The organism is Nitrospirota bacterium, from assembly GCA_023229435.1.
Taxonomy (GTDB): Bacteria; Nitrospirota; UBA9217; order UBA9217; family UBA9217; genus JALNZF01.
Genome location: JALNZF010000045.1, coordinates 1 through 13,885 on the forward strand (window position 1 = coordinate 1; position 13,885 = coordinate 13,885).

Annotated in this window: 17 protein-coding genes; 11 read left to right on the forward strand and 6 right to left on the reverse strand. The window is 52.1% G+C overall.

The features are described 5' to 3' along the window. Positions 1-314: 314 nt before the first annotated feature. The 4 genes from M0R70_16290 to M0R70_16305 all read right to left on the reverse strand — a co-directional run bounded on the left by M0R70_16290 (position 315) and on the right by M0R70_16305 (position 1,839). On the reverse strand, positions 315-734 hold the full coding sequence (locus tag M0R70_16290; protein ID MCK9420918.1) for a PIN domain-containing protein: 420 nt from the start codon (positions 732-734) through the stop codon (positions 315-317). Beyond that, positions 718-882 (reverse strand): hypothetical protein, encoded by a 165-nt coding sequence (locus M0R70_16295; protein ID MCK9420919.1) that lies wholly within the window; start codon positions 880-882, stop codon positions 718-720. Before M0R70_16295 ends, M0R70_16290 begins: the two co-directional genes overlap by 17 nt. Before the next feature lie 108 nt (positions 883-990). Continuing rightward, complete coding sequence (locus M0R70_16300; protein ID MCK9420920.1) at positions 991-1,299, reverse strand: nucleotidyltransferase family protein; 309 nt, start codon at positions 1,297-1,299, stop codon at positions 991-993. 75 nt (positions 1,300-1,374) lie between these two features. Further along, on the reverse strand, positions 1,375-1,839 hold the full coding sequence (locus tag M0R70_16305; protein MCK9420921.1) for a DUF721 domain-containing protein: 465 nt from the start codon (positions 1,837-1,839) through the stop codon (positions 1,375-1,377). 258 nt (positions 1,840-2,097) lie between these two features. Here M0R70_16305 and galT point away from each other — a divergent pair, with 258 nt between their 5' ends. The 5 genes from galT to rlmD all read left to right on the forward strand — a co-directional run bounded on the left by galT (position 2,098) and on the right by rlmD (position 8,852). Beyond that, on the forward strand, positions 2,098-3,099 hold the full coding sequence (gene galT, locus M0R70_16310) for a galactose-1-phosphate uridylyltransferase (protein MCK9420922.1): 1,002 nt from the start codon (positions 2,098-2,100) through the stop codon (positions 3,097-3,099). Beyond that, the gene (gene glgA, locus M0R70_16315) at positions 3,096-4,541 is read left to right on the forward strand and encodes a glycogen synthase GlgA (protein ID MCK9420923.1); all 1,446 of its coding nucleotides are present in this window, start codon (positions 3,096-3,098) and stop codon (positions 4,539-4,541) included. Before galT ends, glgA begins: the two co-directional genes overlap by 4 nt. Positions 4,542-4,662: 121 nt before the next feature. Next, positions 4,663-7,053: a GAF domain-containing protein gene (locus tag M0R70_16320; protein MCK9420924.1), complete on the forward strand. Its 2,391-nt coding sequence runs from the start codon at positions 4,663-4,665 to the stop codon at positions 7,051-7,053. A gap of 153 nt (positions 7,054-7,206) precedes the next feature. After that, on the forward strand, positions 7,207-7,557 hold the full coding sequence (locus M0R70_16325; GenBank protein ID MCK9420925.1) for a response regulator: 351 nt from the start codon (positions 7,207-7,209) through the stop codon (positions 7,555-7,557). Next, positions 7,554-8,852: a 23S rRNA (uracil(1939)-C(5))-methyltransferase RlmD gene (gene rlmD, locus M0R70_16330; GenBank protein MCK9420926.1), complete on the forward strand. Its 1,299-nt coding sequence runs from the start codon at positions 7,554-7,556 to the stop codon at positions 8,850-8,852. Before M0R70_16325 ends, rlmD begins: the two co-directional genes overlap by 4 nt. Positions 8,853-9,877: 1,025 nt before the next feature. Here rlmD and M0R70_16335 read toward each other — a convergent pair. Together M0R70_16335 and M0R70_16340 are read right to left on the reverse strand one after the other, a co-directional pair. Next, positions 9,878-10,282, reverse strand: a complete 405-nt coding sequence (locus tag M0R70_16335; GenBank protein ID MCK9420927.1) for a hypothetical protein — start codon at positions 10,280-10,282, stop codon at positions 9,878-9,880. Continuing rightward, positions 10,269-10,457, reverse strand: a complete 189-nt coding sequence (locus tag M0R70_16340) for an SOS response-associated peptidase (protein MCK9420928.1) — start codon at positions 10,455-10,457, stop codon at positions 10,269-10,271. The genes M0R70_16335 and M0R70_16340 overlap by 14 nt, the downstream gene beginning before the upstream one ends. A 105-nt stretch (positions 10,458-10,562) precedes the next feature. Between M0R70_16340 and lexA the strand changes: the two genes are divergently transcribed. The 6 genes from lexA (at position 10,563) to M0R70_16370 (ending at position 13,743) form a co-directional block, all read left to right on the forward strand. Beyond that, positions 10,563-11,159, forward strand: coding sequence for a transcriptional repressor LexA (gene lexA / locus M0R70_16345; protein ID MCK9420929.1), 597 nt, complete (start codon positions 10,563-10,565; stop codon positions 11,157-11,159). A gap of 254 nt (positions 11,160-11,413) precedes the next feature. Further along, a complete protein-coding gene (locus M0R70_16350; GenBank protein ID MCK9420930.1) occupies positions 11,414-11,797 on the forward strand; it encodes a GxxExxY protein in 384 nt (127 codons plus the stop codon). A 242-nt stretch (positions 11,798-12,039) separates the two neighbouring features. Beyond that, positions 12,040-12,369 (forward strand): hypothetical protein, encoded by a 330-nt coding sequence (locus M0R70_16355; protein MCK9420931.1) that lies wholly within the window; start codon positions 12,040-12,042, stop codon positions 12,367-12,369. A 133-nt stretch (positions 12,370-12,502) separates the two neighbouring features. After that, positions 12,503-12,820 carry a nucleotidyltransferase domain-containing protein gene (locus M0R70_16360; GenBank protein ID MCK9420932.1) on the forward strand — a complete coding sequence of 106 codons (318 nt, stop codon included), beginning with the start codon at positions 12,503-12,505 and terminating at the stop codon, positions 12,818-12,820. Further along, positions 12,817-13,224, forward strand: coding sequence for a HEPN domain-containing protein (locus M0R70_16365; protein MCK9420933.1), 408 nt, complete (start codon positions 12,817-12,819; stop codon positions 13,222-13,224). The genes M0R70_16360 and M0R70_16365 overlap by 4 nt, the downstream gene beginning before the upstream one ends. Before the next feature lie 39 nt (positions 13,225-13,263). Beyond that, entirely contained in the window at positions 13,264-13,743 is a 480-nt protein-coding gene (locus M0R70_16370) for a phage Gp37/Gp68 family protein (protein MCK9420934.1), read from the forward strand. Positions 13,744-13,885: the final 142 nt, after the last annotated feature.

Here is a 13,885-nt window from a genome sequence, read left to right on the forward strand (position 1 = left end):
TCGTCGCCGATAGGTCCCGTCTCTGGTTATGCCCTGGAGCAATAACTGATATCATCCCTTTTGTACGGAGGGGCGGGGAAACTGTTTTTTCCTTGACAACTGTCAACCATATCAGGGTCGCGTCTTGACAGGCTGTTGAAAAACCCTTGTGATGTGTCATCCTGAACGAAGTGAAGGATCTCAAGTATTTGGAAAGGCGAGATTCTTCGCTGCGCTCAGAAAGACAATTTCGGTGTTTTTTGACTTTTTCAACAGCCTGTTGAATGTTGATGTCGTACAAAATGAAAAGGCAGCGGAACGTTTTTTTGCAGAAGCTACCGGGAAGCTTTCATGATCTTTATGCAGTCCGCCGCATTCAGGACCCTGAACGGCAGGTTGTCGCGTTGCCGGAGGAAATGCCGATTTTCCGTAACCAGCGCATCGGCGCCCGTCCACTCGACGTAGGCCGCGATGAACGCATCGGCAGACTTGAGTCCTTCTGCTTCGTACTTAGAGCCCAATTCAAAGGGGACGACGAAATCTTCGTCAATGACGGTGAGGCTCATGATGAAATCGATGAATTCTCTGAATTCCTCGGGGGTCAGGTGGCGTCCGACTTCCTCGACGATGAGGCGGGGGATGCGGATGGTATTCGCAGGTGCTTCGGTTATTGAGTCAAGAAGCGCTTCGCAGGAGGGCTTTCGGGCGACCCCGAAGCCGAAGATGAATTCGTTGGAGTCAAGTACGAGCAGCAAATTTTTTGTCCCAAAGTTCTTCTCTGGTTTTGCGAAGGGTTTCCAAGACCTTTTCCTCTTTCACTTCAGATAGAGGATGCTTTCGCTTGGATACCAATTCTCGCAGTTTTGTAAGATGCCGTTTGGCTTTTTTGATGTTCTGTTTCATGGTTTCACCTTTACAAATACTATAGCACATTGGCTCGACGCGGGTCAATGTGAAAAAGACATCTGAGCTGCATCCAACATGTCCCAGAGATAAGCATAATCGCGCTCATCAGGCTGCATACAGCACCTCTCTGCCGGAGAGAATCGCACGACGACGGAACGGATTTCGGAGCGCTTCTTTTTCAATCAAATCTACTTCCCTGCCGAAGATGGCCTTGAGTTCATCCTGCATCTGCACAATGTCGAATAGACTCCACTGTGCGTCCGCTGCAAAGCTTACAAAAACATCAACATCGCTATCAGGTCGAAAATCATCCCGTAATGCTGAACCAAAAATGGAAAACTCTCTGATGCTCCATTTAAGGCAGAATTCTGCGATCAACCTTTTATCAACATTTATCTGTAACGGTGTCTTCACAGATCAACCATATCCAAAAACTCAACGCCGGTCAACATATTTACGTTGGTTACTCTGGCTTGACTTATTACGATATCACCTGCCCCGCTTCCGGCTCAAAAAATCCTTTTCGATCACACGACTGATGGCTTCTTTAATGGCGGGGTCGCTTATCCCGCGAACATAATCCTCGATCTTTTCCCGCTCCTCCCGGCCAAGAACCGTGCGGACAGGAGGCTCCTCCGCAGGTTGTTCCCGTGACGCAACCTCGCCGAGTCTCAGCGTGATCTCCTTGATCGTTTCCTTCCCGAGGGTCCTGTTCACTTTTTCCACGATCTGGGGTTTGAGCAGGGAAAGCTGCTGCATCCAGGCCGGGCTGTCAACGACGAGCGTGAGCTTTTTCCCCCGCACGGTCTGCGGCTGGGCGTGGCGCGCAATGACCGAACCGACGGACTTATCCCACAGGCCGAAAACGCGGTACTCGCTCAGTCGGCTCCCCAGACCACGGGCCTTCAGCATACTGCCGAGCGTGTACGACAGCCTGTCTAGTTTCTTCCTCATGGACGTCATCTTAGCATATCAAGAGTTCTTTTGACAACAAGGAACAAGATGGTTATAATAGAAAAATAATTACTCGGGACACCGGCAAAGGGTACGATGCCCGTTTCGGTATTGGGCAACGTTATTCGTCTTTTACGTTACCATTGACCGCGTGACGATACGGGCTTCGTCATCGTTACCTCCTTTTTCATGATTTATTCCCCGGACCCGAGTAGTTACAGAAAAACCCGCCCTAAAAAAACACGCAGAGGAGCATATATGCCTGAATTACGAAAAGATCCGATCACCGGCCGCTGGGTCATCATCTCTTCCGAGCGCGGCAAGCGACCCGCGGATTTCCAGGACCAGCGCGGCAAAAAACGGGGCGGATTCTGCCCCTTCTGTGCAGGCAACGAACGCACCACTCCGAACGAGGTCCTGGCCTATCGCGCCGCGGGGGCAACCACGCCCAACGGGCCGGGCTGGCGGCTCCGCGTCGTGCCGAACAAGTTTCCCGCGCTCCAGATCGAGGGTGACCTGGGCAAGCAGGGCGAGGGTATCTTCGACAGGATGAACGGCATCGGCGCGCACGAGGTTATCATCGAAAGCCCTGACCATAACGCCACGCTCGCGACCCTTCCGCTTCCGGCGATGGAAGAAGTGCTGTGGGCTTTCCGGGACCGCATGGAAGACCTGAAGCGTGACACCCGCTTCCAATATGCCCTCATCTTCAAGAACGAAGGGATCTCAGCCGGCGCAACGCTCGAGCACACCCATTCACAGCTCATCGCGCTTCCGATCGTGCCGATCCATGTGCAGGAAGAGATCGACGCGTGCCGACGACACTATAACCTCAAGGAGCGCTGCATCTTCTGCGATATCGTACGTCAGGAGATACGATCGGGTGCGCGCGTGGTGCTCGAAACACCGCTCTTCATTGCCCTGGCGCCCTTCGCACCGCGTTTTCCCTTCGAGACCTGGATCCTGCCCAAGTCGCACCTCTCCTGTTATACCTCCTCTTCAAACGAGGACTTTAAAGATCTCGCCGGTCTCCTGCAAAATGTACTCCAACGGATCGATCGCGCGCTCTCGACCCCTCCTTACAACTTTGTGATCCACACCTCGCCGTTCAAGGATGAATGCAACGATTACTACCACTGGCACATCGAACTCATGCCCAAGTTGACGAACGTGGCAGGGTTCGAATGGGGCTCGGGGTTCTACATCAATCCCACACCGCCCGAGGAGGCGGCTAAATTCCTGCGGGAAATCAAGGTATGAAAATCCTGTTCGCGGCATCCGAGGCGGCCCCCTTTGCAAAGACCGGCGGGCTCGCGGACGTCGCCGGGAGCCTTCCCCCCGCAATCGCCTCGCTCGGCCATGAGGTGCGTGTGGTCATGCCGTACTACCGGCAGGTGGGCTCGCATGCATCGAACCTCAAGCACGTCGCGACCTTCTCGGTCCCTCTCGGGACGTGGGAGGAGCGCTGCGATGTTCTCGAGGGGAAGATGGGCGGGGATGTCATCGTCTATTTTATCAAGAAGGACATCTACTACGATCGGCCCGAGCTCTACCGGACAGCGCGGACCGATTATCCCGACAACGCGGAGCGGTTCATTTTTTTTTCGCGGGCACTCCTGGAGCTTTGCCGCGCCCTGGACTACCGCCCGGATATCATCCACTGTAACGACTGGCAGACAGGACTCGTACCGCTCTATCTGAAAACACGGTACCGCGGTTCAGAAACATTACGCAGAACCAAAACAATCTTCACGGTGCACAATCTCGGTTATCAGGGTATCTTCTGGCACTGGGACATGCGTTTGACCGGTCTCGGTTGGGATGTGTTCACTCCCGAGGGCATTGAGTTCTGGGGCAAGATCAATTTTCTCAAGGCCGGCCTCGTCTTCTCGGACATCATCACGACCGTGAGCAAAACCTATAGCCGCGAGATCCAGACCCCTGAATACGGGTATGGTCTCGAGGGTGTGCTCGTGAATCGGACCGGGGACCTCTTCGGCATCGTGAACGGGATCGATTACCGGATTTGGGACCCGGCACATGATCGCGCCGTCGCGAAGACCTACAACGCGTTGAAACTTTCAGGCAAGTCACTCTGCAAGAAAGCGCTTCAAGCACTGATCCGTATGCCCGGGACCGATGAGCCGCTGATCGGCATGGTAACGCGCCTGGTGGACCAGAAAGGGCTGGATATTTTGACCAAGGCACTTCCAGAGATCATGTCCCTCGGCGTGCAGCTTGTCATTCTCGGCACCGGAGACGAGAGATACCATCGCATTCTGTCCGATGCGGCCGGCCGCTATTCAAAGAACATGCGCGTACTGCTCCGGTACGATGATTCGCTCGCAAAGAACCTGTACGCCGGGTGCGATATGTTTCTCATGCCGTCTCACTACGAGCCCTGCGGTCTCGGCCAGATGATGGCGCTGCGCTACGGCACCGTGCCGGTCGCCCGCAACACAGGGGGGCTCCGTGACACGGTCGCTGACTATAACCCGAAAACAGGTCGGGGAACCGGATTTCTGTTCGAGGAATACTCCGCGCAGGCACTCATCGACTGCCTGCGCCGCGCGCTTGAAGTGTACCGTGACCGGAACACATGGAAACGACTGATGCGGAACGGCATGAGACAGGATTTCTCGTGGGAGCGCTCGGCAAAGGAATACGTGAAGATGTATCAGAAGGCGATGAGGAAGAAGTAAAGGTTCAGGGTTCAGGGTTCAGGGGCCGGGGTTCAGAAACTGGGTACGTTAATGATAAATTCCAATTGACCTATCCTCTCCTGACTCCTGACCCTTGGCTGCCGGACCCTGCATTTCAACTATGGAAACAACCGAAAAAAAAGAACTGATAATCCTGAGCGAGATCAGCCGCATATCGAACTCATCGGTCGATCTCCCGGAGAAGCTTCGACGCCTCGTCGAGGCCGTTGCGCAGGGCATGGGAAAGGACGGCGCGTCGGTGTTCCTGATCGACCGCTCCGGAAAGACCGTTACGCTCGCCGCAGCAATCGGTCTGAACCAGGAGACGATCGGCAAACTAAGCTTTCCGCTCGGCATGGGCATCGCCGGATGGGTAGCCGAGCAGAAAGTCCCGCTTGCGCTCGATGACCCCTATGCTGATCCGCGCTTCGCCTATGTACCCGAATCGGGCATCGAGAAGTTCAAATCTCTAGCTGCCGCGCCGATCATGTACGAAGACCAGTGCCTCGGCGTGTTCTTCGTGCTCTCCTCCGCCGTGTGGAGCGCCACGTCATCGGACATCACGCTGCTCACCACCACCGCCAACCAGATCAGCGGGGTGATCAAGAACGCGCAGATGTTCCAGAACATCCAGGACCGTCTGGCCGCGCTTGCCACCATCTATGAGATCGGCATGGCGCTCACCTCCACGCTCGACCTCGAATCGCTCCTCTCGCTCATCGCCAAAAACAGCACGCAATCGCTCCGCGCCCAGGGCTGCACCATCCGGCTCATGGACCTGCCGGAGATCGCGACCCGCAAAACCTTTTCTTCCTACAGCATCATCGGCGACACGATAGCAAATATGGATATGATGATCGGCAGCAATATTGCGGAACGTGTTGCCCATGAGAAAAAACCGATCCTGATCCAGGACATCACGAAAGACCCCGCCCTCGCCGATGGCTGCGGGGTCACCGCGGCGTCCATCATCAGCGTTCCGCTTCTCTTCCGGGACAAGGTGATCGGCGTCATTACGCTGTATAACAAGCAGGAAGGCCAGCCCTTTACCGAGGACGACCTCCAGTTCCTGACCACCGTCGCCAGCGGCGCGGCGGTATCGGTCGAGAACGCGGCCATGTATGAGCGCATGGAGGACCTGGCGATCGAAGCGCGTACCAGGGCCCAGGAACTTTCCATCCTGTACGATATCGGCACCGCCATGAGCACGACGTTGAACCTCGACCGGCTGCTCAGGATCATCCTTACCGCTGCGACCATGGGAGGAAGCGGTCTCGGCTTCAACCGGGCACTCCTGCTCCTGACCAATGAACGCACCAATACGCTCCAGGGCATGATGGGCGTCGGACCGACAAGCTGGGAAGAAGCGGGCCAGGCCTGGAGTGAAGTGTCGCGCATCCATAAAAGTCTCATGGAATGGATCCAGACGGGCGCGCTTTTTGAACACCGCGATTCGCCGCTCAATACGCTGGCAAAGGGCATCCGTGTTTCGCTCCTGCCGAACGAAGAAGTGCTGGCGCTCACGGTGCTGAACAAAAGATCGTATAACATCATTCATGCCGCCACCGATCCCCTCGTGAGCGACAAACTCCGCGAAACACTCAAGGTGAACAGCTTCGCAACGGTCCCGCTTGTCGCAAAGGACCGTGTCATCGGCGTCATCCTCGTGGACAATATGTTCACCCAGAGACCGATTACCGATGGCGATATCCGTTTCCTCACCCTGTTCGCACACCAGGCCGCGCTTGCCATCGAGAACGCCATCTTTCACACGAACCTCGAGACCATGAACAAGGACATGCGCTCCATGCACGAGCAGCTTGTCCAGTCCGAGAAGATGGCGGCACTTGGCGCCATGATGGCCGAGATCACCCATGAGATCAGGAATCCGCTCGTCTCCATCGGCGGCTTTACCAGGCGGCTGTCGAAGAAGCTCAAGGACACCGAGGATAAAAAATATGTCGATATCATCCTGAGCGAGGTCGCGAGGCTCGAGGGGATCATCCACGACAACCTTTCTTACATCAAGGAGATCTCGCCGCAGCTCATTGAAGCTGACATTGTCGTCCTCCTCGAGGATATTCTGACGCTCTATGAAGACGAACTTACCCAGCGGCGCATCCGTGTCGAGCGGGATTTTTCCCCTTCTCTGCCGCACCTTATGATCGATACGCCGCAGATCAAGCAGGGAATGATCAACATTCTCAAGAATGCCATGGAAGCAATGGAAAACGGCGGCACGCTTTTCGTCAGGACCTATGCGGTTCCTGAAGCCCGGATGGCGGCGATCGAGATCGGGGACACGGGGCCCGGCATTTCAGCCAAGGCCATGCATAATATTTTCAATCCCTACTATACAACGAAACCGCGGGGCACGGGGCTTGGCCTGCCGATCACGAACAGGATCATCCAGTCCCACAAAGGGAAGATCGAACTCCGGAACCGGGACAAGGGGGGGGCCATTTTCACGATCAAGCTTCCGCTCCCTGAGAGCAATAGCACAAGATCCTGATCAATGAATTCTTAGCCTTGTTGCAGATGATAAAGACGGATTCTCCATGGGAGAGAGCATGGGAAGCGTTTCAGATGCTGTAACTCAAGCAGTTCTCTGTGTTCTCTGTGGTTAGATTTTATTCAATTCAAATTTACTGCCGAGGAGGTGCGAATGAAAAAGATACTGGTTATCGACGATGAGCAGAATATCCGGGGGCTTTATAAAGAGGAATTCGAAGAGATGGGCTACGAGGTAATAACGGCCAACGACGGCATTCAGGCGCTCGCGGCGATGGACACCACAAAGTTCGATCTGGCCACCCTGGACATGCGCATGGAAGAAATGGACGGCATAGAAACCCTTCGGAAGATGAAAGAGAAGGACAGCACCCTTCCCGTTATTATCTGCACCGCCTACGAGGAATATAAGCATGATTTCGGAAGCTGGTGCTCCGACGCCTATGTAGTCAAGTCCTCAGACCTGTCCCTGCTCCGGGACACGGTAAAAAAGATCCTCGGATGAGCGAACAAACCGGCGCGCTCGAGGTGCTCATTGAAAAACTCGTCCATGGCGGCAGCGGGCTGGCAAGGCTGGACACCGGCCAGGCGGTCTTTGTTCCCGGTGTACTGCCGGGAGAGCGGGTCGTTGTCTTCATCAGGAAAAAGAGAAAAGGCTTCCTGGAAGCCGCCCTTGTCAAGGTCCTTACACCGTCAAAAGACCGCATCACGCCACCGTGCAATGGGGAAATCGAATGTACCGGCGCAACCTGGCCGCACATCGCGTACCCGGCCCAGCTCAAGCATAAGCAGGAGATCCTGCTCGACACCCTGAAAAAAATAGGAGGCATTGAACCCCGGCGCCTTCTTTCGATGCTCCCCTCGCCTCGCACGGACCACTACCGGCTGCGCACGCAGTTCAATGTGCGGATGAAAGACAACCGGCAGCGAATCGGTTTTTTCCGCCCGGGTTCGTACGACCTCATTGAAGTGAATAATGCCTTCCTCATCCACCCCGTCATCAACAAGGTGTTGAATGACATCAGGACCCTTTCTGACAAGCTTCCGTTGCTCACCGAACTCCATATCAACGCCTCACCGTCGGGAGAGGTCCATCTCCTGCTCTTCAGCGAACAACTGCTTTCCCCGGCAATGGACCCCTTCTTCGCGGAACTGAAAAGGACCTCGCCCGAAGTGATCGGCATAACCGGCTTCTCGGGCAGAAAAAAGGTCTCCTCCCTCGGCAGGAACCAGCTCACGCTCGAGATCGACGGTATTAAGCTCAAAGCCACGGAAGGAAATTTCTTTCAGGTAAACTGGGATCAGAACAGGAACATGGTAAGGACGGTACTGGACTTTACCTCACTCACGGGGAACGAGACCGTGCTCGACCTCTACTGCGGCATCGGCAACTTTTCCCTGCCGCTCGCGAAGAACGCAAAGACCGTGATCGGCATCGAGTCGGGCTACTCGGCGATCGAGGACGCAAAAGCGAACGCGGAATTGAACGGGATCTCGAATACGGAATTTATTGCCGACGACATGCAGAAGGGATTGAAGGCGCTGATCCAGAAAAAACTGCGCGCTGAAGTGATCGTGCTCGACCCGCCGCGTGCCGGTGCCACGCTCAAGACGATCGAGCGCGTGCTCGCCTTTGTCCCGAGGAAGATCGTCTATGTCTCGTGCAATCCCTCGACGCTTGCGCGGGACCTGAAGTTCTTTCAACTCTTCGGTTTCCGCCTCGATCGGCTTCAGCCGGTGGACATGTTCCCCTATACCTATCATATTGAATGCGTGGCGGAGATGGTGAGGACGGAGTAGAGGCTGCAATTCTTTTGGCAGGAATTCGGCACTATCCTTACGAAGAGTGACAAAGAGGATTGAGTGCAACTAATTGAAACATCATCTCTTAGTGAAGGCCGTGATAGCAATTCTTTCGATCAAAATGATAAAGTGTTTCTAAATATTACATAAATTCCCCCAATTTTCACATTTCTTACCATTCCCGAACGTAAAGAGAGGAATTGTACGTTCATATTTCAGTGTAATTCATTCTTGAATGTTATTGAGGATTGAACGTAACCTATCGTTTTTATTAAAATATTAATTCTCATAAGTTTTTTCAGATAAAAACACCCCTGTTGTTTCTTTCACCTCCAATACCATCCTGAATCCTAATTTACGATTGTCGAACAACCTTACACTATAAAACCATAATACTATTTTATTACAAATATCAATCAGTTGTATTCTGGCAATTTTCTTGCATTTTAATACCGTAGAGTAAGAGATTTAGCTGGTGAAATTACCCATGTTCGGTGAGCGCTATGAGCGAACAAGAGAACAATAAAATTACCCGGGAACAGGAGAAAGAGATCAACAATATTTTAATAGACAGCTCGCTCTACTTGAGCATGTCTATGGCAGAGAGACAAAAGCTGTTACACTATCTCGTGTCGTCTTACTTTAATTTTCTGCCAGTTGAAAACAGTCGGGCCCTTCCCACGGCAATGCAAACCGGATCGGCGATGTAAACCAATACGGGTTACGTCTTGCCTTTGGGAAATGAGTATATCAAAAGTGCCTCGTACCGTGAAAATGGTTTGGCCTAAATGGGCAATACGCCTCTAACCATACTCTCGGGCCCGAACCATTTGCCTCCCTTAATGTCGGAAGCTTTTTTATTATTACCGCTTCCGACATTTTTATTTTTCATGCCTGGCTGTTCCTTTCAGCGAATAATGCATGCCGCTCCCGGTTGCCTGTCGGATAAAAATCGCGAGACACATACGGTCTTGATTCATCCCTTGTTGCCGAAGACCGCTGACCGCATTTGAATGCACCGCTCAAATAAACGAAACAGAGCGCGCAGCCGCGGCGATGACAAAGAATCTGTCGATATTTGACTTCTTGTCAGCCGGGAAAACGAAGAATCCCGGCCGGCCCGCTTGATAGCCCTGGGTCGTTCCGACCAATTTTTCTCCGTCCTTGAAAATTACCTGTATCTTTTTCCCCATAACCGGCTGTGACGCGTCGAATGTTTTCTGTTCGTTATAATGACGATCCCCCACAAAGTCTTTCACAAAAAATATCGCTTTTAATTCCTTAAGGTGAACATCAAGGGGCTTGAAACCCGGTGGAGCGTCCAGAGGAACAAGATGGAAGGAGTCTTTATTGGGCGTGAAATTGTTGGTGAAGCCCTTCGACACGCGGCCATCCAGATATCGCACAACGATCTTATTCTGTATCATAACTTTCCTTTCTTCGGGACTTGATGAGCCTCCGCTTGCCGTCATTGATGACGATCAGAATGTCCTGGCTGGGCGCGATGTTGTAGCGGGGCGGATATTCAATATCCCAGTCAGCGATCCCGAACATCTTCGCGATGATCTCAATGGCGCTATGCACCTCAAATCGTCCGCACATATACAGACACCATAACCTGTTGAAAGTATAACATGTTGATACAATCACGTAAAGAAATTCCGAAAACCCTTGACAGGTGAACGTTCGTTCACTTATACTCTATCCATGCCGTCACCAATCGTCAAGGAAGAGAAACACCGCGCCCGCATCCGGGACCTTGCCCGTTTCCAGCAGAAGAACGGCAGAATGCCCAGTTTCTCAGAGCTCGGCAAGATAACCGGTCTGCGGTCAAAAAACTCGGTATTCAAGCTCGTAGGCAGGCTGGAGAAGCTCAAGGTCCTGGAGCGGGACAAGACCGGCAGGCTGATCGCAGGTTCAATTGCCTGCCCTCTCAAGGTTCTGGGAACTGTCGAGGCAGGGTTCCCCTCTCCCGCGGAAGAAGAGCTGGTTGATACCCTCTCCCTTGATGATTTCCTGATCCAGAACCGGGAGGCAACCTTTTTGCTCAAGGTATCCGGCGATTCCATGTCCGGCGCGGGGATCCTTCCGGGTGATATGGTCATTGTCGATAAAGGCCGGACGCCAAAGAGCGGCGATATCGTGATCGCCCAGGTGGATGGTGAATGGACGATGAAGTATCTCCGAAAACGCGGAGACAGCATTACCCTCGTACCCGCAAACCCCAAGTACCAGCCTATCAAGCCGAAGCGTGAGCTCAAAATATCCGGGGTCGTGACAGCGGTGGTGAGGAAGTACAAATAGGGCAAGACCCAAAAGACATTAGTCTCACACGGAGCCACGAAGCCACGAAGGAAACCTGAGAAAACTTCACCTCTTTGTAGCGTTGTGTGAGAATAAATCCTTTGCTTAAAAAGCATCGTCATTGATTGAAAAAACCAAGGAATGCTTTTCTTCTTCGTGGCTTCGTGGCTCCGTGTGAGAACAAATCTTTTGCTTTGTAATGAATTGCACAAGAAAGGCGGAACTCGCAAATGACCGCACAAGACCAGGTTGGAATGACTGAGAACGAAATAGGAAAAATCATTGTGAACTGTGCAGTGCGGCTTCACATGGAACTGGGACCAGGACTGCTCGAAACTGTATACGAAATACTTCTCGTGCATTTGCTTCAAGAAGCCAGTTTGAAGGTTGAAAGACAGATTCCCATCCCTATACAATTCCGTGGAGTTCAATTCGACGAGGGTTTCCGCGCAGATGTCGTCGTGGAAGACAAGGTCATTCTCGAACTGAAGTCGGTTGAACGCGTCAGCAAAGCGCACAAGAAACAAGTTCTCACTTATCTTAAACTGACAGGCAAAAAACTGGGATACCTTCTGAATTTCGGTGAAGGTATGATGAAGGATGGTATCTCCCGCGTCCTGAACGGACAGGTAACATAGGAACAAAAAAGATATTTCACACAAAAAAGGCCTCCCTTCGTGGCTTTGTGGCTTCGTGTGAGCATAAAATCTTTTGCCTCAATGTATTTTCGTTGATTTAGGGAAAGCTGGAGAACACTTCTCCTCTTTGTGACGGTTCGGCATGGCACTGCGAAATTCTTGCAATTTTTTATGAATTATAGTACCGTCATCTCATTAGGAATACTTCGTATATTGTTTGTGATACAAAACGGGAAAACAGCATGAAGAAACGCTCTGAATCCGCTCCTCTCAATAAAGACGACAAGTTGTCGCCGGCATTCAAGCGTGAACTCCGCAGGAGAATCGCCGATGCGAATGATCCGGTGCGCTACGTCGTTTTCTCGGACATATCAGGCCGTGGCCGCTGGCGTTTGTGGCTCAATGTTTCCGATGATGGATATGGAATGTCCATCGACCAGGCCACGCTGTTCAAGAGAAAAGCCGTCGCCCTGGCGGTTGCCAAGGCGTATTCATCAGGAAAAAAGAACCGTCTTCATCTTGCCAGGATAACAACAAAGAACGGAAAGAGACGGATCATCAGGTACGAGTGAACATAACAATGATTTTTCCGAAAAACTATAATTTTCTTGAATAAAACCGGGAAAATACTATAATCAAAACAGATGGTTCATGCACGGTAGAACTTATCCGGCGACAACGGGTTGGTCCTGGAGGCCAAAAACTATGGATAAAAACGATTATGAAATAGCACGTGAGTTAAAACAGCGGCTCGCGGAAATTGTACCCCTGCTGGACTTCCGGGTGTTCGGTTCGCGCGCGCGGGGAGGCGCGGACGAATTCTCGGACATGGATGTGTTTCTGGAAGTTGAAACAATCAACCGGGACCTCAAGAAAAAGATCCGCGACATCGTATGGGAAGTGGGTTTTAAATATTCCCTCTATATCTCTCCCCTCATCTTCACACGATACGAGATAGAGGAGTCACCGCTGCGAGTCTCTCCCCTGGTCCATAATATCGTTGACGAGGGGGTGCCGGTGTGACGGACAAGGACGTTCTCTTCACCTATCGCCTGCAGGAGGCGGAGGAAACCCTGTCAGAAGCCGTGAGAATGCTGGAGACAGACTTCAGCCCCCGGTCCATCGTCAACAGGGCCTACTATGCCATATTCTATGCGTTGCTGGCTTTGCTGCTGAAAACATGCTCGCCCATGAAAACATCGAAGCACATCGGCGTCATATCCACCTTCGATCGGGAGTTCGTGAAGACCGGAAAAATCGACAAATATTTTTCCACCCTGATTCACGATATATTCGATCTGAGGCAGGAAAGCGATTACAAAGACCTCGTCCAGATATCGCGCGAAGACGCCGCTCAATCCGTCGCGCAGGCGCGGGAATTTCTCGCCATGATCAAGACGCACCTCGGTATTATAGACAATACTTAGCGCGACAGGTCGAGTAAGTAGGCTGTGCAAAGGTTTACCTTGCCCGACATCTTTCAATCACAGACGCGTTGGGTTTCACAGGAGGCGCTCAACCCAACCTACATGCTTAAAGCCATGGGCAATAGGCGCTACGCGAATGGATTCTCACTTACACTGCATCACGACCTTATTGATCTTCCGCTCAAATGGCGCGAACCGAAATTTGTCTTTGTGAATTCCATGAGCGATCTTTTCCATGAACAAATGCCGCTTTCATTTATCCAAAGTGTTTTCAAAACAATGGAAAAAGCAGACAAGCATGTGTTTCAAATCCTCACAAAAAGATCACATCGGTTATTGGAAGTTTTTGACAAAATTTCCTGGCCTTCGAATGTTTGGATGGGAGTTACCGTTGAATCGCAGAAATACGTGCATAGAATATCCGAGCTTCAGCGTGTTCCCGCACAGACGAAATTTCTTTCAATCGAACCGCTCTTATCAAATATCCCGGCAGATTTGGGGACAGGTCTTGAAATATAAGAAACTGACTTTCCAAGACCTGATAATCATATGAAGGCACCTCAGCATACCAGAGCGCATCGGCACTCTGGTATGCTTCAAGGAAAGAGTCCAATCTAACCTTGGAGGTGCTGTATGAAATTGTACACTGGATTAGATCTAC

Excerpts from the sequence above, each read along its gene's own strand:
- rlmD (MCK9420926.1), top strand. The coding sequence starts at position 7,554 with ATGAGCGAACAAACCGGCGCGCTCGAGGTGCTCATTGAAAAACTCGTC.
- galT (MCK9420922.1), top strand. The coding sequence starts at position 2,098 with ATGCCTGAATTACGAAAAGATCCGATCACCGGCCGCTGGGTCATCATC.
- M0R70_16360 (MCK9420932.1), top strand. The coding sequence starts at position 12,503 with ATGGATAAAAACGATTATGAAATAGCACGTGAGTTAAAACAGCGGCTC.
- M0R70_16335 (MCK9420927.1), bottom strand. The coding sequence starts at position 10,282 with ATGATACAGAATAAGATCGTTGTGCGATATCTGGATGGCCGCGTGTCG.
- M0R70_16325 (MCK9420925.1), top strand. The coding sequence starts at position 7,207 with ATGAAAAAGATACTGGTTATCGACGATGAGCAGAATATCCGGGGGCTT.
- M0R70_16320 (MCK9420924.1), top strand. The coding sequence starts at position 4,663 with ATGGAAACAACCGAAAAAAAAGAACTGATAATCCTGAGCGAGATCAGC.
- M0R70_16305 (MCK9420921.1), bottom strand. The coding sequence starts at position 1,839 with ATGAGGAAGAAACTAGACAGGCTGTCGTACACGCTCGGCAGTATGCTG.
- M0R70_16340 (MCK9420928.1), bottom strand. The coding sequence starts at position 10,457 with ATGTGCGGACGATTTGAGGTGCATAGCGCCATTGAGATCATCGCGAAG.
- lexA (MCK9420929.1), top strand. The coding sequence starts at position 10,563 with ATGCCGTCACCAATCGTCAAGGAAGAGAAACACCGCGCCCGCATCCGG.
- M0R70_16355 (MCK9420931.1), top strand. The coding sequence starts at position 12,040 with ATGAAGAAACGCTCTGAATCCGCTCCTCTCAATAAAGACGACAAGTTG.
- M0R70_16350 (MCK9420930.1), top strand. The coding sequence starts at position 11,414 with ATGACTGAGAACGAAATAGGAAAAATCATTGTGAACTGTGCAGTGCGG.
- M0R70_16295 (MCK9420919.1), bottom strand. The coding sequence starts at position 882 with ATGAAACAGAACATCAAAAAAGCCAAACGGCATCTTACAAAACTGCGA.
- glgA (MCK9420923.1), top strand. The coding sequence starts at position 3,096 with ATGAAAATCCTGTTCGCGGCATCCGAGGCGGCCCCCTTTGCAAAGACC.